Annotated in this window: 15 protein-coding genes; 10 read left to right on the forward strand and 5 right to left on the reverse strand. The window is 54.7% G+C overall.

Annotated features, from left to right (window positions below; genetic code table 11):
• The first annotated feature begins 3 nt into the window (after positions 1-3).
• The 8 genes from MOP44_RS04585 to MOP44_RS04620 all read left to right on the forward strand — a co-directional run bounded on the left by MOP44_RS04585 (position 4) and on the right by MOP44_RS04620 (position 11334).
• Complete coding sequence (locus tag MOP44_RS04585; RefSeq protein ID WP_260794735.1) at positions 4-4596, forward strand: efflux RND transporter permease subunit; 4593 nt, start codon at positions 4-6, stop codon at positions 4594-4596.
• Positions 4597-4797: 201 nt separating this feature from the next.
• Positions 4798-5064 (forward strand): hypothetical protein, encoded by a 267-nt coding sequence (locus MOP44_RS04590; protein ID WP_260794736.1) that lies wholly within the window; start codon positions 4798-4800, stop codon positions 5062-5064.
• 391 nt (positions 5065-5455) lie between these two features.
• Positions 5456-6538: a thioredoxin family protein gene (locus MOP44_RS04595; protein ID WP_260794737.1), complete on the forward strand. Its 1083-nt coding sequence runs from the start codon at positions 5456-5458 to the stop codon at positions 6536-6538.
• Positions 6539-6763: 225 nt separating this feature from the next.
• On the forward strand, positions 6764-8164 hold the full coding sequence (locus tag MOP44_RS04600; protein ID WP_260794738.1) for an NAD(P)/FAD-dependent oxidoreductase: 1401 nt from the start codon (positions 6764-6766) through the stop codon (positions 8162-8164).
• A gap of 222 nt (positions 8165-8386) precedes the next feature.
• A complete protein-coding gene (gene msrB, locus MOP44_RS04605; RefSeq protein ID WP_260794739.1) occupies positions 8387-8851 on the forward strand; it encodes a peptide-methionine (R)-S-oxide reductase MsrB in 465 nt (154 codons plus the stop codon).
• The gene (gene msrA / locus MOP44_RS04610; protein ID WP_260794740.1) at positions 8848-9342 is read left to right on the forward strand and encodes a peptide-methionine (S)-S-oxide reductase MsrA; all 495 of its coding nucleotides are present in this window, start codon (positions 8848-8850) and stop codon (positions 9340-9342) included. Before msrB ends, msrA begins: the two co-directional genes overlap by 4 nt.
• A gap of 69 nt (positions 9343-9411) precedes the next feature.
• The gene (tal, locus tag MOP44_RS04615; RefSeq protein WP_260794741.1) at positions 9412-10497 is read left to right on the forward strand and encodes a transaldolase; all 1086 of its coding nucleotides are present in this window, start codon (positions 9412-9414) and stop codon (positions 10495-10497) included.
• A 198-nt stretch (positions 10498-10695) separates the two neighbouring features.
• Positions 10696-11334, forward strand: a complete 639-nt coding sequence (locus MOP44_RS04620; RefSeq protein WP_260794742.1) for a cytochrome P460 family protein — start codon at positions 10696-10698, stop codon at positions 11332-11334.
• Between the two features lie 426 nt (positions 11335-11760).
• On the opposite strand, the gene MOP44_RS04625 is transcribed toward MOP44_RS04620, so the two are convergent.
• From MOP44_RS04625 to MOP44_RS04635, 3 genes are all read right to left on the reverse strand, one after another.
• Positions 11761-13122, reverse strand: coding sequence for a hypothetical protein (locus MOP44_RS04625; RefSeq protein WP_260794743.1), 1362 nt, complete (start codon positions 13120-13122; stop codon positions 11761-11763).
• Positions 13123-13168: 46 nt separating this feature from the next.
• Complete coding sequence (locus MOP44_RS04630; protein ID WP_260794744.1) at positions 13169-13534, reverse strand: hypothetical protein; 366 nt, start codon at positions 13532-13534, stop codon at positions 13169-13171.
• Positions 13535-13984: 450 nt separating this feature from the next.
• On the reverse strand, positions 13985-14395 hold the full coding sequence (locus MOP44_RS04635; RefSeq protein WP_260794745.1) for a cupin domain-containing protein: 411 nt from the start codon (positions 14393-14395) through the stop codon (positions 13985-13987).
• Positions 14396-15380: 985 nt separating this feature from the next.
• Here MOP44_RS04635 and MOP44_RS04640 point away from each other — a divergent pair.
• A complete protein-coding gene (locus MOP44_RS04640; protein ID WP_260794746.1) occupies positions 15381-15908 on the forward strand; it encodes a Dps family protein in 528 nt (175 codons plus the stop codon).
• Between the two features lie 573 nt (positions 15909-16481).
• Here the strand turns inward: MOP44_RS04640 and MOP44_RS04645 are convergent.
• Positions 16482-17900, reverse strand: a complete 1419-nt coding sequence (locus MOP44_RS04645) for a putative bifunctional diguanylate cyclase/phosphodiesterase (RefSeq protein ID WP_260794747.1) — start codon at positions 17898-17900, stop codon at positions 16482-16484.
• A 154-nt stretch (positions 17901-18054) separates the two neighbouring features.
• Complete coding sequence (locus MOP44_RS04650; protein WP_260794748.1) at positions 18055-18978, reverse strand: hypothetical protein; 924 nt, start codon at positions 18976-18978, stop codon at positions 18055-18057.
• 198 nt (positions 18979-19176) lie between these two features.
• On the opposite strand from MOP44_RS04650, the gene MOP44_RS04655 reads away from it, so the two are divergent.
• Positions 19177-19824 (forward strand): LuxR C-terminal-related transcriptional regulator, encoded by a 648-nt coding sequence (locus tag MOP44_RS04655; RefSeq protein WP_260794749.1) that lies wholly within the window; start codon positions 19177-19179, stop codon positions 19822-19824.
• Positions 19825-20063 lie beyond the last annotated feature (239 nt).

A 20063-nucleotide genomic window follows, 5' to 3' on the forward strand; every position in this document is an offset into this window, starting at 1 on the left:
GCCATGATGCTTGCTCATTTCTTCATCGAACATCCGCGTTTTGCGATTGTTCTCAATGTGTTCATTGTATTGGCCGGATTAGCGACCATGTTCTCGTTGCCCGTCACGCAGTATCCAAACATTGTTCCCCCGACGATCAAGGTCACGACACTATATCCCGGTGCTTCCGCGGATGTTATTGCTCGTACCGTTGCAACGCCGCTTGAACAGGCTATCAACGGTGTGGAAGGCATGGAGTATATCAGCAGCCAGTCCACAGGCAATGGGCAGCTTACGATCACCATTATCTTCACAATCGGAAGCAATGCTGACAATGACCTGCTGCTTACCCAAACACGCGTACAGAATACACTCGCGCGCTTGCCTCAGGAAGTTCAGCTTCAAGGCGTGCAGGTGAAGAAGACGATCGATGACCTCCTGCTAGCCGTACACGCCTATTCGCCGGATGGCTCGCGTTCGCCTCAATACATTTCTAATTACATGATCCACATTCGGGATGAAATTGCTCGCCTGCCCGGTGTCGCAGATTTTCTATTGTTCGGCGATCGGCAATACGCCATGCGTATCTGGATCGACCCGGATAAGGCCGCCGCATACAACATCAGTGCGACTGAGATTCTTGCAGCGCTTCGCGCACAGAATGCCCAAATATCGGCAGGCGTTTTGAATCAGCCGCCGGTAACGACGAAAGGCGCTTATCAATTTAACATCGAAGCGTTGGGACGTCTCCGCACTCCTCAGCAGTTCGAGGATGTGATTGTGAAAACGGACGCCCAAGGCCGCATTACCAGAATTCGCGACATTGGCCGTGCTGAAGTTGGCGCCGCGGACTACAACTCATTGGCGTATGCAGATAGATACCCGAGTGCCCAATGGGTGGTAGTTCCAACACCGGACGCAAATGCCGTGAGACTGGAAAACACGATCTGGAGGCGAATGGCCGAACTCAAGAAGACATTCCCGCCAGGTGTGGACTACTTGAAGATCTACGATCCCGCCACATTCGTGAGTCAGTCGATCAACGAAGTCATCGTAACGGTCTTTATTGCCATAATACTCGTTGTTTTGGTCGTCTATATCTTTCTTCAGAGTTGGCGCGCCACGATCATTCCTGTCGTAGCAATTCCGGTCTCACTGATAGGCACATTCTCGATGTTGACGATACTGGGCGGGTCAGTCAACAACCTGTCTCTGTTCGGATTGGTGCTTGCCGTCGGTATCGTCGTCGACGACGCCATAGTGGTGGTTGAGAATGTTGAGCGCAACATGGCGCGAGGCATATCGCCACGTGACGCCGCACACGAGACAATGACCGAGGTGTCAACCGCGCTCATTGCAATTGCCTTGACGCTCTGTGCAGTCTTCGTCCCAGTCGCCTTCATCTCGGGCATCCCGGGACTATTCTTCAAGCAGTTCGCAATCACGATCGCTGGTTCGACGATCATTTCCTGTTTTGTTTCGCTTACTCTCAGCCCGGCGCTTTGTGCAATCCTTTTGAAGCCACATGACGAGGGATGCCTGCACTGCGAGCCGACAGGGCTCACCTCACTGCTTCGCCCCTTTTTCGATAGATTCAACAGGGCATTCGATTGGTTGTCGAGAAGTTACGGCAATCTGACGAGCCGCTTTGTTCAGATAACCGGAGTAATGTTTCTGATCTACCTCGCTTTAATCGGCCTGACAGGTCTCCGCATGTTTCGGATGCCCACCGGTTTTATCCCCCAGCAGGACGTCGGGTATCTTGTACTCGTCTGCCAGCTACCTCCGGGATCGAGCCTGGAACGAACCGATGAAGTCGTTCGCCATGTGAATGAAATCGCGCTGAAGACATACGGAATCAAACACACGTCCGCAAACCCTGGATTAGATATAACGACGAATACAATCGCTCCGAACGTTGGCACGGTCTTCATCACGTTACCATCGCTTTTTGGAGAGCACCTGAAGGGCGTCAATGCCGCGTCCATGGTGGCGACCCTCCGCAAGGAGTTTGCTGGTTTCAAAGGCGCGAACATTCTTGTGGTGAACCCGCCAGCGGTAAAGGGACTTGGCACGGCCGGCGGATTCAAAATGATGCTTGAAGATCGCGCCGAATTGGGCCCTCAAGCCCTTGCGAACGCGACGAACAAACTCGTTGCCGCGGCTAGGAAGGATCCCGGATTTGCCGCCGTCTTCACACTCTACAACGCTGGGTCTCCGAGCGTTTATGCGGATATCGATCGCGAGAAAGCTGAGAAGGTCGGCCTTTCCACCGCCGATGTCTTCCCGACTCTTGAGCTGTATCTAGGATCACAGTATGTGAACGATTTCAATCTCCTGGGACGCACCTATCCGGTCTTTGTGCAGGGCGATCAACAATTTCGTCAGACCCCGGAGGAGATCGCACGATTGAAGGTTCGTAACGCAACGGGCGAAATGGTGCCAATAGGCACAGTGGCGACTTTCAAAGAGAGGACCACCCCTTACCGTATTCCTCGCTATAACCTCTATCCCGCCTCGGAAGTGATGGGAGAGGCCGCTCCGGGTGTGTCGTCCGGAGAAGCGCTCAAACGCATCGAGAAGTTCGCCAAGGAGAATCTTCCCCCCGGTATTACCTTCGAATGGACGGACCTAGCGTACCAGCAATCTAAGACAGGTATCCCAACAGCTGCAATCTTCGGTGCTTCGGCACTATTTGTGTTCCTGGTGCTTGCTGCACAGTACGAAAGTTGGAAGATCCCTCTGGCGATCGTGCTGATCGTACCGATGTGCCTTCTCGCGGCAACGACGGGGCTCAATCTTCGAACATTGCCGATTGACATTCTCGCGCAGATCGGCTTTGTTGTGCTGCTCGGCTTGGCTGCCAAAAACGCGATCCTGATCGTCGAATTCGCCAAACAGCGGCAAGATCATGATGGGGTGAATCCTCAGGAAGCGGCTGTGCATTCGGCCCATGTGCGTCTTCGGCCAATCCTGATGACATCTATTGCTTTCATCGCAGGCGTGGGGCCGCTTACAGCTGCCCATGGCGCCGGCGCGGAAATGAGGCAATCGCTTGGAACGACAGTATTTTTCGGAATGCTAGGCGTGACCATCTTTGGACTCCTATTTACCCCAGCCTTCTATGTGCTCGTGCGAAAAAGCAAGGTCAAGACAGAACGGGCGACCCAAGCAACCTCTCTGACGACCGCAGCGGGTCTCCTATTGTTGCTGACTACATTTCTCCAGGGCTGCTCCGTTGGCCCGAAGTACAAGGCTCCCCAGCCGCCCGGATCGGAGCTTGCTCTTTTTCACAACAAATTGGAAGTGCCGAATTCCCACGACACGCCCGCTCCATCGCTCGACCAGTGGTGGACCGGGTTCAAGGATCCGATGCTCGTGACGATCGTGCAGCGGACCTTGAGTCAGAACCTTGATCTCGCCGCATCGCTCGAACGAGTCAACCAGGCCCGGGCCATTGCTGCAGGGGCTGGGGCAAGACTGTTTCCGACTGGGGAACTCGACGCCTCCGCAACTGCCATCCATCAAAGCCTGGAGGGAAATCTAGGCAACATTGCCCGCAATGACCCAGCTTTTAGAAGGAACATTCACGAATACACAATTGGGACGGCCGCGAGTTGGGAACTCGATGTGGCGGGCGGGATTCGGCACAACGCCGCGGCGGCTCGAGACGAAGTGCAAGCTGCCGAGGCGAACCGGATCGGGAGCCGTATCATCATTGCCGCTGACGCTGCCGACGCCTATTTGCAGGTCCGTGGCTATCAGGCTCGAATCGCAATTGCAAAAGCCCAGATCGAAACGGACGAACATCTTCTAAAACTCGTGCAGGACCGCTTCGATGCCGGCGCTGCGACGAAGCGTGAGATCGAACAATCGCAAGCTCTCTTGCAGCAGGCCCGCTCCACGCTTCCGACGCTTCAATTGGCCCTCGAGAAGCAGTTGAATCGTCTAGACGTCTTGGAGGGTGTGCAGCCCGGCACTTACGCACACGAGCTCGATAGTTTGACGCCGGTACCATCCATTCCCGGAATCGCTAATCAGGAACCGACAGATGTTCTGCGCCGCCGGCCAGACATCATCGCAGCCGAGAGGCGGCTCGCCGCCTCGAACGAGCGCATAGGAGTAGCCATTGCTGAGTACTATCCGAAGATTTCTCTAGCGGGCGTCCTTGGCTTCGACAGTCTTAACTCGGGAAGTCTGTTCACTTCAGGTGGTTTCCAGCCTGCTGCTGTCGCGGGTTTGCGGTGGAGACTTTTCGACTTCGGCCGCGTGACTGCAGAAGTCAATCAAGCTCGGGGCATAAATGCGGAGGCACTTGTCGACTATAGGCAGGCTGTGCTGAAGGCCGCCGAGGATGTTGAAAACGCGCTTGCATCGCTCTCCGAGACCGAAGCTTACAGCGTGGAGGTTCAAGCCGAGGTGCTGTCGTTGAAACGCGCCCGCGATCTCTCACAAGATGCTTATCGGGCTGGGTCGATCACCCTTACTGATGTTTTAGATGCTGATCGTCAGCTGCTAACGGCGCAGGATCAATTGGCCGCAAGTCGAGCCGATGCAGCACGCGCTGCCGTAGGTGTGTTCCGTTCGTTCGGAGGTGGTTGGCAACCTCCGAAGTAGTGTTCGCGGTGATTTGGAGTTGACCTCATCCGTCTCGCCGTCTTTGTCTTACCGGAAGAGCTGAACTCTTCCCGGACCGCTGGAAGTTTAGCCATCCGCCAACTGCTCTGAGTCTGCAAGTTGCTGAAATCAGCAACTGCGTCGGATTTCTCATTTTCATACGGGAACTCCGCCACATCTCACAACGATCGGGAGAAGCGCATGACGAATCTTGATCGAAAGAGACGCATGGAAACGGGGCCCGACTCCGCGGGACAAGGTGGGGCGACCCAGCAAATTTCGGACACTCCGATGGCAGATTTCGAAAGTGTGGAGGAGTTGTTAGAAGAAGGTAATGCATTTGAAGCGAATGTCTTATACGGCGTCGAAACTGCGAGAGATCGAGGCATGTCAGAAGTGACCACTCACGAAGTTCCGGTGGACGATGTGCCAGGCGAATACCTGGGAAACGACGAGCATCCAAGGTAGGACTGCCATCCCCCCGTCTTCGGATGAAGGGGGTGGATGAATTATCTCGAGTGGTGCGGATCGCTTGTGAGGACGTGGATGCCGCCTGCCGCCGGGTAGAAAGGTGGAAATGTGGATACAAAATACCTTTCGGTTCTTTTCGCCGTCGTCCTTGTTGCCACAGGGATCATCGGTGAAGTCTCTGGTTTCCGGGCGTTCATCTGTTCCCGAAACGCTCATGGCCTCGGACGAAGATTAGTGCTGATTGTCGGCCCCTATCTGGCTGTGAGCGTTTTGCTCGCATTTCTCCTGACGCGGCTCATAACGTTAGCACACCCCAGATAAGTTGAGTGATGGCGGCAGCAGGCACCTCGTTTTGCTTCGCAGTCAGAGATTCGGAGGAACAAACGCGATGAAGGTCATTCACTGGAAGACATTAACGCTCCTTGTTGTCTTGATATTGACCGGGCTTTGGTGCGTTGGGCTAGTCAGGCATCTGGATGTCGAAGCACACGATACACAAAGCATTCTCGGCAGTTCACCGTTATACAGCTTGACTGGGGCCAATGGATGGATCAACTCCAAGCCGCTGTCACCGAGAGACCTAAAGGGGAAAGTTGTTCTGGTGGATTTTTGGGACTATTCCTGCATCAACTGTATACGAGCAATTCCGTATATTCGTGCTTGGGAAGACAAGTACAGGAACAGCGGTCTTGTAGTGATCGGAGTGCACACTCCCGAATTCGACGTTGAGAAGCAAATGGCTAACGTCGAAAAGGCGGTAAAGAGATTCGGAGTCACCTATCCAGTCGCTCTCGACAGTGACTACAGAATATGGAACGCTTTTCACAATCAATATTGGCCTGCAAATTATTTCATCGACTCCCGAGGGAAGGTTCGTTACGAACACTTCGGTGAGGGTGACTACGACCGATCGGAACGTTGGATCCAGGAGCTGCTGAAAGAGGCGAGCTCGACACCGCTGCCGGCAAGCCCCGTAACCGCCAATGGCCAGGGCGCTGAAGCAGCAGCCGACCTCAACGATGTCCGCTCTCAGGAAACCTACATTGGATATGCGCGAGCCGACAACTTCGTATCTCGTGGTGGGATTAGACGTGACACAGAATTCTCCTACACTGAACCGACTCACCTGCGACTCAATGAGTGGGGGTTTTCAGGGCAATGGCTCGATCAGAGGCAGGCCGCTGTACTCAAGGCTGCTGGAGGCAAGATCATCTTCCGATTCCATGCCCGTGACCTGCACCTTGTCCTCGGTCCCAGCACTCTAGGACGGGCCATACGTTTCCGAGTGACGGTCGATGGCCAGGCTCCAGGACCGAATCACGGATTCGATACTGATGCGCAAGGCAATGGAGTCGTGACAGATGACCGCCTCTACCAGTTAATCCGGCAGAAAGGTTCGGTGAGGGATCAGACCTTTGTCATCGAATTCCTCGACCCAGGAGTCCGTGCATTTTCCTTCACGTTCGGATAACGCCGGATCCCTGAGTGCGTGTCTCACTGTGTTGGTGGTCGATTTGAGCAGCGCATGGAGGGACGGGCAGGCATGATAGAGCCTCGATCAGTCGAACTGTCTGGAGAAATTCACAGGTGAACTGCCGTCTATTTCATTGGTTTCGATGAGCGCTGCTTGCCGTAGAGTCGAAGCTTACCGTTGGCGCATAAACATGGTTGAATTGTCGATTCCGAGGCAGACAAATTGACTGACTCCCAAAGCTCCAAATCGCTTCCGAAGGTCATCATCCTGGGCGCAGGATTTGCCGGGCTGAAAGCCGCCAAGACCCTGGGCTCCGCCCCCGTCGATGTCACGCTCATCGACCGCAATAACCATCACACGTTTCATCCGTTGCTTTACCAAGTCGCACTCGCCGTGTTAAGTCCCGGGGATATTGCACAGCCAATCCGTTCCATCCTCAGCAACCACCATAACGTCGAAGTCCTCATGGAGGAAGCGTGTCAGATTGATGTGGTCGCGCAAACTGTAGGCCTGAAGACCGGTATCACACTTCCTTACGATTTTCTAATCGTCGCCACTGGCTCAACCCACAGCTACTTCGGGAAGAATGAATGGGCCGTACTTGCCCCAGGCCTCAAAACCATCGAAGACGCTACTGAGATCCGCAGGAGGGTACTGCTAGCGTACGAACTCGCAGAGCGACAGATGGTGGAGACCGGCACGCATGCTCCGCTGAAGTTCGTCATTATCGGGGGTGGTCCGACGGGGGTTGAGCTCGCCGGAGCCATTTCCGATATTGCGAACCTGTATATGCTGCGAGACTTCCGGCACATCGATACATCCTCGACGGAGGTTTGCATCCTCGAAGGTTCGCCCTCTATTCTGGCGGCATATCCAGAGGAACTCCGCCAGAAAGCCGTACAGCAACTCGAAGCCTTAGGTGTTCAGGTTCGCGCTGGCTTTCGCGTTACTGATGTCCAACCTGGGTACGTGATGGTTGGGAGCGAGAAGATCGAAAGCGCCTGCACGCTTTGGGCTGCTGGAGTTGAAGGGTCACCTCTGGGAAGAATGCTGGGCGTTGATGTTGATAAGCGCGGTCGGGTTGCGGTAAACCAATTCCTAAATCCCAAGGGGTTGCCAAACGTATTCGTCTGCGGCGATCTCGCGTATCTGGAGCAAGATGGCGCTGCGATACCCGGTGTTGCGCAGCCTGCTATGCAGATGGGTGCATACGCGGGAAGACGCATCAAGTACCTTTTACAAGCTTCGGGAGTGATAGATAACTTCCCCGGCTTCCGCTACTTCGATAAAGGCGACATTGCGACGATCGGGAGAAAGGCGGCGGTTGCCAAGATTCTCTGGCCTTTTCGAGCAAACTGGAGCGGACTTGTCGCGTGGTTGGCATGGATGGGCGTCCACATATTCTTTCTCATTGGCTTCCGAAATCGTGTTTCGGTCTTCGCCTCCTGGGCGCGCACCTACATTCGCTTGCGCGACGGGGTAAGACTGATTGTTGGTTCTCGCGAGCTTCCCGGTTGGGATTCGCTCAGCAAAGAGGTAATGCCCGCAATCGAGCCTGGAGTGTGTCAGACTTCAACGCAAGTGATATCGAGAGCTCAAGAGGCAGAGCCCTCTCAGACTTAGCTCAGCTCGTAAAGGTCTGATCCAGAGACTCACACGAGGCAGCAGAAATGGCTTCCCCACCGCCTCGCCCCGGAAGGTCCTTTCAGCAGCACAGCTTCCGGGCCAGGATGCAAGAGGCCGCAAAAATAGAACGTACTGAATCGGCCTCACCGGCCAAATCGGGCTTGAGGTTTGGCTCACGCGAATGAGGCCGCCGGCAGCTGGCAAGAAAAGGAGCAAATCATGCATGAATACCGCAAGAATCCTGAAGTCATTTCCAAGTTGTCGCCCGAACAGTATCGCGTTACGCAAAAGGGTGGCACGGAGCGTCCTTTTGGGAACGAATACTGGGACAACAAACAGCCGGGCATATACGTGGACGTAGTTTCCGGCGAGCCCCTGTTTGCCTCGAAGGACAAGTTCGATAGTCACTCCGGATGGCCGAGTTTCACAAGACCGCTCGTCGCGAACAACGTAATCCAGCTTCATGATTCGACGCACGGGATGGAGCGCATTGAGGTCCGCTCCGCAAACGGTGATAGTCACCTTGGGCATCTGTTCGAGGACGGACCGAGAGAAGCGGGTGGGATGCGGTACTGCATCAACTCGGCCTCTCTTCGGTTCATCCCATTGGACCAACTCGAGCAAGAGGGCTACGGTGAGTTCTCCGAGCTCTTCGAATTACCTACAAAGAAGGAGGCAAGATGAACAACACGGAGAGGGCCGTCCTTGCGGGCGGCTGTTTTTGGGGGGTGCAGGATCTGATTCGCAAGCTTCCTGGCGTGATCTCGAGCCGAGTCGGATACACGGGAGGCGAAGTCGCTAATGCGACCTACAGGAATCATGGCACTCACGCCGAAGCGATTGAGGTCCTGTTCGATCCTTCCGTCTTAAGCTACCGGAAGTTGCTCGAAGTTTTCTTCCAGATTCATGACCCGACAACACTGAATCGTCAGGGCAACGACATCGGCACCAGCTACCGATCCGCCATCTTCTATGCAAGCGAGGAGCAAAAGCGCACCGCTGAAGAGACCATTCGTGATGTAGAAGCCTCCGGCAAATGGCCGGGCAAGGTCGTGACTCAAGTTGTGCCGGAAGGACCATTCTGGAATGCCGAGCCGGAACATCAGGATTATTTGGAAAGATTTCCAAATGGATATACGTGTCACTACATCCGACCAGGGTGGAAGATCCGATAGCGACACTTACGCTCTCGGGCTGGCGCGATCAACAAGACGACAGGTAACACCTGAGTGGAGGAAAAGACAATGCGAGCTACTGCCTTGCTCCGTGATCTGGGTCAGAGTCTATGGCTCGATAACATAACAAGGGATCTCATAGACAATGGAAAGCTGAAATATTATATCGATGAACTTTCAATTACCGGAGTGACATCAAATCCGACGATCTTCGATCACGCCATCAAGGGCAGCAACGCCTATGATGCTGCGATAGTTGAAGAGGCGAAGAAGTGTAAGACATGGGAAGATGTGTTTTTTGAGCTGGCGATCGCCGACGTTCAACGAGCTGCTGATCTTCTGAGCGAAACGCACACCACGACAAATGGCGTGGACGGCTGGGTATCTATTGAGGTCCCACCCTCGCTCGCCTATGAGACGGAAGGGACCATCGCGGCGGCACAGCTTCTGTCGCGTCGCGTTAACAGGCCCAATGTCTTCATCAAAATTCCGGGGACGCCAGAAGGTTTAGCGGCTGTCGAGGAGATGATCTTCTCCGGAATACCGATCAACATCACCTTGCTTTTCTCGCCAGAGCAGTACAGTGACGCCGCCGACGCATATCTCAAGGGCATTGAGCGCAGGATCGCGGCCGACATGCCGGCCGCGGTTCCCTCTGTTGCCTCTCTGTTCGTCAGTCGCTGGGATGTCGCGGTCCAGGAGCGCGTCTCGGAGGACCTTCGCGGAAAACTTGGCGTCTCAGTTGCTGCACGTGTGTATGCTCGGTACAGAGGAATACTGGCCGATCCTCGGTGGCAACGGGCCTTCAATTATGGCGCTCTACCGCAACGTCTGCTTTGGGCCAGCACCGGCACTAAACATCCGAACGCATCGCCTACCTATTACATCGACGCGCTGGCAGTGCCGTTCAGCATCAACACCATGCCAGATGTCACGCTGAACGCTCTTGCAGACAAAGATAGGGCGCCTCAGCTAATGAATACTGACACCACCGCAGCAGAAATGCTCTTGACTAGATTTGCGTACCTCGGCATCCAAGTCGAAACGCTCGGCCGCGAATTACAGGAGGCGGGAGCAACTTCCTTTCAGACATCGTGGGATGAGTTGATGGATCTGTTGGTGTCAAGACACTCGGAGTTGACCCGGAGCCGTTAAAGGTGGTCCTTCAACGCTAGGTCGTTGCGAGACGCGCGAGACGAACAAGTGCAAGGAGGAACTCCATCAACGCCGTGATCATTCAGTAAGGGAGCGAAATCCTCCCGATCACCTGTAGAAAGCTATGGCGGGGAAATCCCATTTCTTCCTTAATATCTGATCGGAAGTATCAATCATCGTACCCACCAGGAGATCCCAATGAACAAGCGTCTATGGATATCGTCGATCGTGGTCACGGCTGCCGCAACGATTGGGCTACTTAAGAACACGGGGAACGAGAGAGTGTTGGCGGCACAACATGTCTCAAAAGTAAACCCCTTACCATCCAGCACAACTGCCCAATTTACTCCCGATGGTAAGCTCAAGCTTCCAGTTGGATTCCGCAGATGGGTGTTTATCGGTGCGCCTCTGACACCTAACGCTCTGAACGGTGGAGAGGCAAACTTCCCTGAGTTTCATCATGTGTACGTGGAGGAAAAGAATCTAGACGTGTATTTAAAAACTGGCACTTTCCCGGAGGGTACGATCCTTATCAAGGAGTTGACCCGGGTCCTTAAGCCGACGTATCCCGACGGCTCACGCACAGAGCCCTCAGGCAGAGGGTACTTCAACGGGGAACTTAATGGGATTGATGCGTCCGTTAAGGATAGCAAGAGATTCGCAAAGACCAATGGATGGGGATACTTCACCTTCGGACATCATCCTATGCCATACGCGCAGACCGCTGCTGAATCATCCGTTAGCGAGTGTGCCGGGTGTCACCTAGGCAACGTAGCCAATACCGATATGACCTGGGTGCAATTCTATCCAATACTTCGCGACAAACCCAAGCCGTAAAGCCATCTCGTGTGAGAAGGAGTGTCTTATCGCTGCCGAAATCATACTCACGCACAGCCTGTGAGGCTTATGTCTCGCAGGCTGATGCGTGGGGGAATTTCCGGGCCAAATTCAGGGATAGCAGCGCGGATGCAAACACGAGCACGATGAGAGTGTGCATGGTGTCCCACCTGCGGAGTCGGATACGATCCGCGGTGTGATGTGATGCAGTTCGCCTGCGGCATCTCGATCGCTCCCCCGCTCTCGGACTAGGATCGCGAGTGGGCGGGACGCAATCCACCGGTGGGTGCTCCCTGGTGAAGAAGCCTCCATCATCACAGTGGCGTCGGTTCTACTCGACATCATGAGATCGGACATACCTGCAGCTTTGGAGGTGGAAGTGGGGCTGAAAGTTGTTTTGATGGCCTAGGGGCCTATGAGACGTAATCAATGCAGTCGCGAAGCTGGCCGAAACCTGATGAAAACGGCAACGCTCACTGGGTCGGATCCATAGATCGGTTTCAGAGGCGCGCCCACTCCATACGTGGACACTTGCGCACCGACGGCCGATGAGATGCCCGGCACCAGGCGAATCTCCCGGTCATACCCAAAGGTGTATGCCTGAACATGGGTAAGCGGCTCCTCCTTGAATCCAGGTGGCAGAGGATTCTCGCCCACAACCAGCTCGTTCGACCTGCCTGCATTCTCGAGCCGTACCCACGCGTAGTTCTTCTCAGCAAACTTCACCGTCGACTCGAACAGGTAGCTGTTTTCCTTGGCCGAGTCTTCCAGCGATCTCGTCCTGCCCCACACCGCGCTGCTGGCCCAGTTCCCATGCTGGAAAGGCTTGTTGTACATCACGGAGGCGGTGGTCCTGGCCTGGTCTTCGGAGGGAAACAATGCCTCTGGGCTCGTGATGCGGCCGTACGAAAACTGCCCGCTCCAGTTCTGGCCCGGTTGCACCGTCACCCGCGCCGACCAGGAATCGATCTTGCCATGGTCGATGTTCCACCGGAACTCATCCGGCTCCCTGCCGTGAAAGCCGCTCATTTCCACGCGAACCAGGTGATGCGTGAATCCGGCCGTAACCACATCGTTGGCAATATGGGTCGAGTCTTGCTGATGGTGCCCGAGCGTACCCACCGGGTTTTCTGAAGCTGAAGCGCGATGCGGGTAAGCAGTAGGGCCAATCGCCGGGTCACCCACAGGCGCTGCATAGAACGTCAGAAGACTGCGCTCACCGATCGGCACATCGTAGAGGGCGCCCAGCTCCATGAAGAAGTCGTGCGGATGCTGGGCATCTGCCAGCGGAACCCCGTATGCTGTCTCACCCTGCTGAAACAGCAGGGGGTACCGGCGATCCGTCACGGTGGCCGGCTCAAGGCTGAACATCGCGCGAATAGTCAGCTGTCCCGGGCCGAGCGAACGCTGCGCCATCGGCATAAACCAGTTCGTCGAAAACAACTTGTCACCGCCGCGCGGGCTTGTCTGCTGGGTGTCCAACACGAACGCGTTCGCATGGAACATCAGCATCCAGCTACCCTTCATCCACATAACCATCGGAGTCGGTGTGGAGTTTGGCTCCGCACTCGTCCCGGATGCTGCATGCTGCCTGACCTCCTGGATGAAGGTCTTCGGATGCATCTGGTACATCATTTCCGACATGCCGCTCATTTGCTCGTGAGACGTCATCTGAGCTGAAGGCATATCCATGCCGCCCATCGACTGATTAGGCGAGCCTTGCTGCGCACTAGAGTCTAATGATCCGAGCAGGAATGACAAAAAGAATACATATCGAGAGAGACTCATTCTCTGACCTCTGCCAGGTATTACTTGGCCCCGTCCAACGTCATCTTCAGTAGGTTGTGTTTGCTTCCAATTCATCGAAATTGAGGGGGGCCGCATTCTCGTCCAGCCACTTCCTGAGAACTTCGCCTTCCATGGTTCCCGTTGCGGCCAACTCTCGAGCGAGAGATTCGATCAGCTCCCGATCCATGCGCATAAGCCGCGATGCCAATTTGTACCCTGTATGCGCAAAAGGATTGGTGTCTGCCACTGCTTCGGAAACGCCCCACTGGACCGCGGTCTGCCGCGCGTCCAGGGCACTCGACATGTCGGATACAAGCTCTTTCCGTAATTCCTCCGAAATGGGCTCGCTGATTGCTTGATCCACGATCGACCCGATGTAAATGAAGGCGAAGGCCCTGCCTAGCAGTTTCACGTCATCGTGGAACGACTCCCGTAGCCCCCTCCAGTCGCACTTGATACAGGTGGTGCGATCGCTGCTACCAGCAACCGAGAGCCGCGGGACCGGAAATCCTGCCCGATAGGCAACCACCGCACGTGCGGCGAGGTGTTTTGCGCTTTGGTTTTGTGACTCTATGGTTTCTCGCATTCAATTAACCCCTTGATCTCCTTTTGACGATCACTTCTGCCTTTAACCAGTGTGGTGTGATCGGCAATTCCATAAGCTAAGACCCCCGCCTTCGCAGGCCGCGGTTCACCCGGAAGGATCAGTAGTGAATTGGCGACTTGACGGTCGTGGAAGGCTCAAAGACCTCGGACACTGATCAGACACGTCGCCGGAGATGCCCTGCGACGGCCGAGCAGATCGAATAGCTAAGCCGAGAAAAACCAACCCACCCATGGGGAATGAGGATGACCCCCATCACTACTTCCGGTCAGGGATAGTCAGGGGCTTGTCCTTGGAATCAACAACGAAAACGGCCAATAAGCTTGCAGGTTCTTTATCGCTGGCATTCTCGCTAATCCGATGATGTGCGCCGGGATATTCACAGAAACTCTCGCCCGCCCGGTACACTTTAGCCGCCTCATCGCCGACCTGGCTGCGAACGGCGCCGGATAGTACATAGGCGTAGATGAACGCAGACTGAGCATGATGATGTGCTGGCGATCTGCCGCCGGGAGGATAGTTCACGATAACGGCAATCATGCTCTTGCCTTGCGCGTTCGGGATTGCCTGCTCAAAAACGGGTTTCACCTGCTCCAAGTTCTGGGCAAGCGCCTGCAATGGCGCTAGTGAGATCGCAGCCAATAGTGGCCAGATATGATACGTTCGCATGGCTGTACTCCTTAACTTACACACCCTGGTGGATTCTCCTCATCCGGAACACTTCCCTTCGTCACAAGTGCGCGACTGAGGAAATCGCGCATCAGCGACCCAATCTGGTCCACTTCTTCTTCCAATGCGAAATGCCCGGTGTCAAGAAGATGAAGTTCCGCGGTGGGAATGTCTTTCTTGAAGAGTTCGGCACCCTCCACCGTAAAGATTCCGTCGTTCTTTCCTTATGTCACCAGCGTGGGGGGCTGATACTTTCGGAAATACTGCTGCCAATCCGTATATGCAGCCAAGTTTCCTTTTGCTTTGTAGAGGATTACAAGTTGAATATCCTTGTTCCCCGGCCTGTCCTGATACGCCTGATCGATTACCCAATTGTCGGGACTGATCCTCGATGGATCACGGACGCCATGCAGATAGTGCCACTTGGTTCCCTCAATCGTCAGAAGCCAGCCGAGGAGGACTTTAGCATGCGTTTCGTTCGGATCATCCCAATAGTCCGATAATCCCGTCTTCAGGAACTCCGCACCGTAGGACCTTCTGGGGGACCGGCTTCGCGATAGAAGATTTCCAGCCCATCCACGTTGAGCGTGCGGTAGAAAACAGTCGGCGGTTTCGCGTTCGACATCCAAATCTCTCCTTGGGCGTGCTTAAGTAGGTCGCGCCTTACTTAGACTAGTTCGCGACGTCACGCGATTCCCTACAGAAATATTCAGGTCTCGAACAATGCGAGTTGAGGCTGCAAAGACGATTAACTTACGAAAGATTCCTCAGCACATTTGTATTTCGCTAGTCCCGAAATCCTTTGTGGGTGGCTATTGGACATATATATAGCTTTTCGCAGGTGCTTCCCTGTGGTTTTCAGCAGTGAGCTTTCCGAGGCTTCTCGTTAATCTCAAATCCGCAGCCATTCTTCCAGGCTCGGAAGATCACTAGGACGTCGGGCGATCGAACCGAATCGAGGCATTGTTTGGCGGGAGGATAGTGGATGACTAGCAAAGCAGAGCTCGTGAACAGGCGGAAGGCACCTCTGGCGACGCCTTCCGACATCGAATCCGAAGCTGTAAAGCAGATATCGGGTGCACTAAATATTCTTCTTGCGGATGTATTTGTGTTGTATTTCAAGACAAAGAACTTTCATTGGCACATCTCGGGTCCTCATTTCCGTGATTATCATCTGATGCTGGACGAGCACGCTGATCAGATATTCGCGATGACAGACGAAGTTGCAGAACGTGTGCGTAAAATTGGGGGTACGACCTTGCGTTCGATAGGCCACGTTTGCAGATTGCGGCGTGTTCAGGACAACGAAGCAGAATTCGTAACACCTGCGGATATGCTCAGCGAACTCCACGAAGATGAAGCGCACCTCGTCTTGTCAATGAGGGCCATTCACAATCTTTGCGCTGAGAACAGCGATCTTGCGACAGCCAGCCTCCTCGAGAATTGGATTGATCAATCCCAACGAAGGAGTTGGTTTCTATTTGAATCCACGCGTCAACGTGGTCAGGAATAGCTCGACGGGTCTGCCCACTCCTCTTCTCGGTGAGTCGCAGCGACATTAACCTATTTAGACGAATCCACCGATTCGCCCCGTCACGGATATCCCGCTCGGGCGAATCGGCCGGGAGACTCGAGCGTCGTGGAGATCGCGCAGCGAACAAGTTAGGGCTACACGCACTGGAAGCAGGTCGCCTATCTGATAATGTTGGATACACAGCCCGCGCGATTTGAATCAGCCAAGCGTTTGTCTTCACATAGGGTGTGCTGGACTTAAGGGTGGTGGAATACTATTTCCGCTCACAGCGCGCAAGAAGTATTCCAAATGCTGCGATGAGCGCCAAGCCAATTATCGTAGATCCGTCCAAGTGCATTTCCGCCTCGAACAATTGCCTTCCCAAGAACCTGACTCCTGGAAATGTGATCCAGATGTTGTTTCGCATTGTTAGCATCAGACTCCACCACGTCACGGATGATTCCGCTATCGGCTGCTCGGAGTCGCTGAAACACGGATGCGATCGCGTATTGCCTGGAATCGATACGCGCCTCTCTTCAATTTCATCGAACACTAAAGAACATTCGACCAAGATCAATTGTCGGGTTGCAGCAGAGGGGCGATTTCGTTAGCAGCGACCGGCCGTCCGAATAGGTATCCTTGAAAGAGACCACAGCCCATATTCCTCAAGAGAGAGAATTGATCTTCGGTTTCGACCCCCTCTGCGATGCATCGGATATCCAGCGCCTGAGCCATTTCGATGATTGCGCGAACCACGAGGGCGCTCCTCTGCGAAATGCACATCCGGTCAACGAAAGATCGGTCGATCTTCAGAGCATCCAAGTCAAGCTCGTGCAAATAGCTCAAGCCCGAGTAGCCAGTTCCGAAATCGTCGACCGCAATTGTGATGCCCGACCCATGCAGTTCCGCTATCTGGTCGCGCGTATCTAGGAGGTTGGACATGATTGTAGATTCGGTCAGCTCCAGAACCACGCGATTCGGATCTACTCCTGCGGATCGAATCGTGTCTACGACTTGTGTAGCGAATCCAGGCTGCATGAACTCGATTGGGGAGACATTCACCGCAACTAAAGGAACGCAATTGTATTCGGTTTTCCAGACTCTCATCTGCGCGCACACGGTTTTGATGACCCAACGGCCGAGAGGAAGGATGAGACCGCGCTCTTCTGCAACAGAGATCACCTCGCTTGTGGGCAAGCCTTCCTGCTCCCCTCCCTTAATCCTCACCAGTGCTTCCAATCCATGCAGACGGCGATCTGTTCTAAACACCGGCTGATAAGCCAATGAGAGACCTTCGCCCGAATTCAATGCATCTGTAAGGGTCTCCGCAATCCGGGTCCGGCGTTGGTGCATCAGGATCAGGTTATTGTCACAAACCGTGGCAGTTCGGCCGCCGCCATGCTTCGCAACGCGAAGCGCTCGGGCCGCCTGCCTTCGAAAGCTTTCGGGATCGGGATATTCATCGAAGCAAACAGCGACGCCGGCCGAAACCGACAGGGGAACGTGACGCCGGTCAAAAACGGCCGGCCTTTCTAGCTGGCTGACGATATGACGCGCGAAATTGAGAGCGTCGGCTTGATTCATGCCGTGGATCAGAGCCATGAATTCGTCGTCGCCGACGCGGGCGACAAACAAGCCTCTATTGGAGGCGGCTTTTATCCTGTCGGCTGTGAGTTGAAGGACCTTGTCGGCGAGGTCTGTCCCAAAGATGTCATTTATGAGCTTGAAGTGATCTATATCGAAATGTAGGAGCGCCAATTCCATTCCCGAACGTCGCGCGCCATCGAGTACACGAGCCAAGGTTCGCTCCAGATGACGGCGGTTGGGCAGGCCAGTCAGATCATCGTGAGTAGCGAGTCTGTCGATCTCCCGCGCACGGCTCGCAAATAGAGGGGATAGGTTCCTCCATAACCGCGCGATAACAGCGACGATGACGAGTGTTCCAGCCAGGAGCAACGTGTCGACAGACAACCGGCTTACATTGCTATTCATGTGCGCCGAAGCAACTTTCGACTTTAAGGCCTAGAGAGCCAAGTAGGAGAGCCAAGTAACAGCTTAAGGATAGCCAATTCCGGCCGCAGCATCTGTAGGGGTTATACCGGCGAGTGTCGGGGAACGCCCCGACAGGCAAGACCGAGGGAGGTAGCTAGAATATGCAGAGCGGATTGCGGATCAGTCTTTCGCCCATGATCACGAACGGGTGCGTCTTTATTGCACAGTCGAACCCTTGCGGAGGTGCAACCCCGAAGGCACAAACGAGCACAGCGGGAATTTCGGAGCAAACACGTGTCCACAAACGCTCTGCAAGGCGAACCTGGCCCGAAGCGTGGTCGACGGAACTGTCCCCACAAGTAGTAAGTATTCGAACGATGCTGCTACCGACGTCCCGTGCGGCAATGATCTTTTGGAGGATCGCTGTAAGCGTGGTTATGTCCATGTTGTTTGCGGAAACAGCAGATATCGTTCCCTCTCGGATTGGCCTGTCTGCTTCTGGCACCATAAGCTTAAGCTTGGTGAGCAGCGCCTTGTTCTTCGAAGTAGGCCCAAGGATGAGGGCTGCCTCATGGGCCTCAGTGGCGGCTATGAATTGCGCCGGAAATTGCCAATCCCCAGGATGAGCCCCGAGATAAGCGATGTGAACGCCCGGTTCTACGCGCCCATAGCCAGAGCCCAGTTGAACGGCTCCTGCCGGCTTCGGAAACCGGCTTCTGGATAGCACAAGGAGAAAGCGAATCAGAGGTACCAGTTCTCTCGTGGCCATTTCAAGGTCGAGGTCAACTTGCGAGGAGGCGGTGGGCCATTCAGGAGGCAACTCGCGCGTTATGACAACAACCCGAATTGTCGAACTCCAGCACTGCAGCTCCGAAATGGCAGCCGACATGCGTGCATCAGGTCGATCGCTATACACGATTGCGACTTCCGGATCGGCGCCTTTCAGCAGGAAGTCGATCGTGATGTCTTCCACGTAAACAATGTCCACGTTGAGACGGCGCAGCGATCGGGCTGCGGGAGAGTTCATAAAGGTCGCGGGCCCGACGACCAGAAGTTGAGATCGGTCCTTGTGAATCATGCATTCAACAATTCGCGGTGCAGTGAGCAAACGAACGAGGGTTTCCCAGTCCTCATCACTATCCCCCGCTCTCTCTCAAGCGCTTGGTGAGAATTCGATGACCTGCGCGGCGGCAGCGTTGGCTGGAAGCCCCGCTGTTTCTTTATTATGGCAGCTATTTATGAGATTTGTTCGTCCTAACAGCCCGGCGGGTACGCTATGAAGGTAGCTGGACTGTTGGTTGTCAGCGATGAATCAATTCCACGCGTCGCGCTGAGGCATTGGCTATCAAGCGTGCCCGGAATCGAGATTCTGGGCGATACAACGGCCAAGAAGGCCTTACACTTAGCGCTGGAGACTGGGGCTCAAGTCATTGTCTACCACGTCCCCCACATCACAAATCACGTGCTCGTGACAATTGTTGCGATACGAAAGGGGCTACCCGAGGCGGGAATAGTCGTACTATCTCGAGAAACCAGTCCACTCCTCGTGAAGTCCGCCTTTTCGGCTGGGGCGACGGCATACCTCCTATTGTCCAGTGCCCCGACCGACCTGATCAGCGGTATTCGAGCTGCCCTGAACGGCCGGCGGCTTCTGGACCCAGACCTGAGCGAAGGCCTGCTCGATGCTCTTCTCGGGAGGAGTGATTCGGCAAGCACTCCTCTCAGCGAACGCGAGCAGCAAGTTCTACTATTGCGCTCGCTCGGTCATTCAGCGAGAGAAATTGGCGCAGCCCTTCGCATCAGCACGAAGTCTGTCGAGACGTACTACACTCGCATTCGTGAAAAGCTAAACCTCCGCACGCGTGCCGAGATGGTCCGATACGCGCTGGAGCGCGGGATCCTGCGTCCAAAAGGCCAACAATAGGCCCAAATTCGCTTCCCGCGCTGACAGAGCCATTTGAAGCTCATCCCGTCAGGCAACTTCGCGAAGTCCGGAGGTTGGATGTGAGGACAATGGAACGGATTGGAAGAAGGCCTCGGGTCTTCTCCAGCCTCTAAAGATGTCGTTCGTCCGACACCAGTTTGATTCACGACACCTAAGATCACGGCCAATGCGCAATACTTTCTCAGGGCACCTTCGACCTCACCCCAATTGGCCCTTCC

Source organism: Occallatibacter riparius, from assembly GCF_025264625.1.
Lineage (GTDB): Bacteria > Acidobacteriota > Terriglobia > Terriglobales > Acidobacteriaceae > Telmatobacter > Telmatobacter riparius.

Coding starts and splice junctions, on each gene's coding strand:
- MOP44_RS04585 (WP_260794735.1), top strand. CDS start 4: ATGATGCTTGCTCATTTCTTCATCGAACATCCGCGTTTTGCGATTGTT.
- MOP44_RS04590 (WP_260794736.1), top strand. CDS start 4,798: ATGACGAATCTTGATCGAAAGAGACGCATGGAAACGGGGCCCGACTCC.
- MOP44_RS04595 (WP_260794737.1), top strand. CDS start 5,456: ATGAAGGTCATTCACTGGAAGACATTAACGCTCCTTGTTGTCTTGATA.
- msrB (WP_260794739.1), top strand. CDS start 8,387: ATGCATGAATACCGCAAGAATCCTGAAGTCATTTCCAAGTTGTCGCCC.
- msrA (WP_260794740.1), top strand. CDS start 8,848: ATGAACAACACGGAGAGGGCCGTCCTTGCGGGCGGCTGTTTTTGGGGG.
- tal (WP_260794741.1), top strand. CDS start 9,412: ATGCGAGCTACTGCCTTGCTCCGTGATCTGGGTCAGAGTCTATGGCTC.
- MOP44_RS04620 (WP_260794742.1), top strand. CDS start 10,696: ATGAACAAGCGTCTATGGATATCGTCGATCGTGGTCACGGCTGCCGCA.
- MOP44_RS04625 (WP_260794743.1), bottom strand. CDS start 13,122: ATGAGTCTCTCTCGATATGTATTCTTTTTGTCATTCCTGCTCGGATCA.
- MOP44_RS04635 (WP_260794745.1), bottom strand. CDS start 14,395: ATGCGAACGTATCATATCTGGCCACTATTGGCTGCGATCTCACTAGCG.
- MOP44_RS04640 (WP_260794746.1), top strand. CDS start 15,381: ATGACTAGCAAAGCAGAGCTCGTGAACAGGCGGAAGGCACCTCTGGCG.
- MOP44_RS04645 (WP_260794747.1), bottom strand. CDS start 17,900: ATGAATAGCAATGTAAGCCGGTTGTCTGTCGACACGTTGCTCCTGGCT.
- MOP44_RS04650 (WP_260794748.1), bottom strand. CDS start 18,978: ATGATTCACAAGGACCGATCTCAACTTCTGGTCGTCGGGCCCGCGACC.
- MOP44_RS04655 (WP_260794749.1), top strand. CDS start 19,177: ATGAAGGTAGCTGGACTGTTGGTTGTCAGCGATGAATCAATTCCACGC.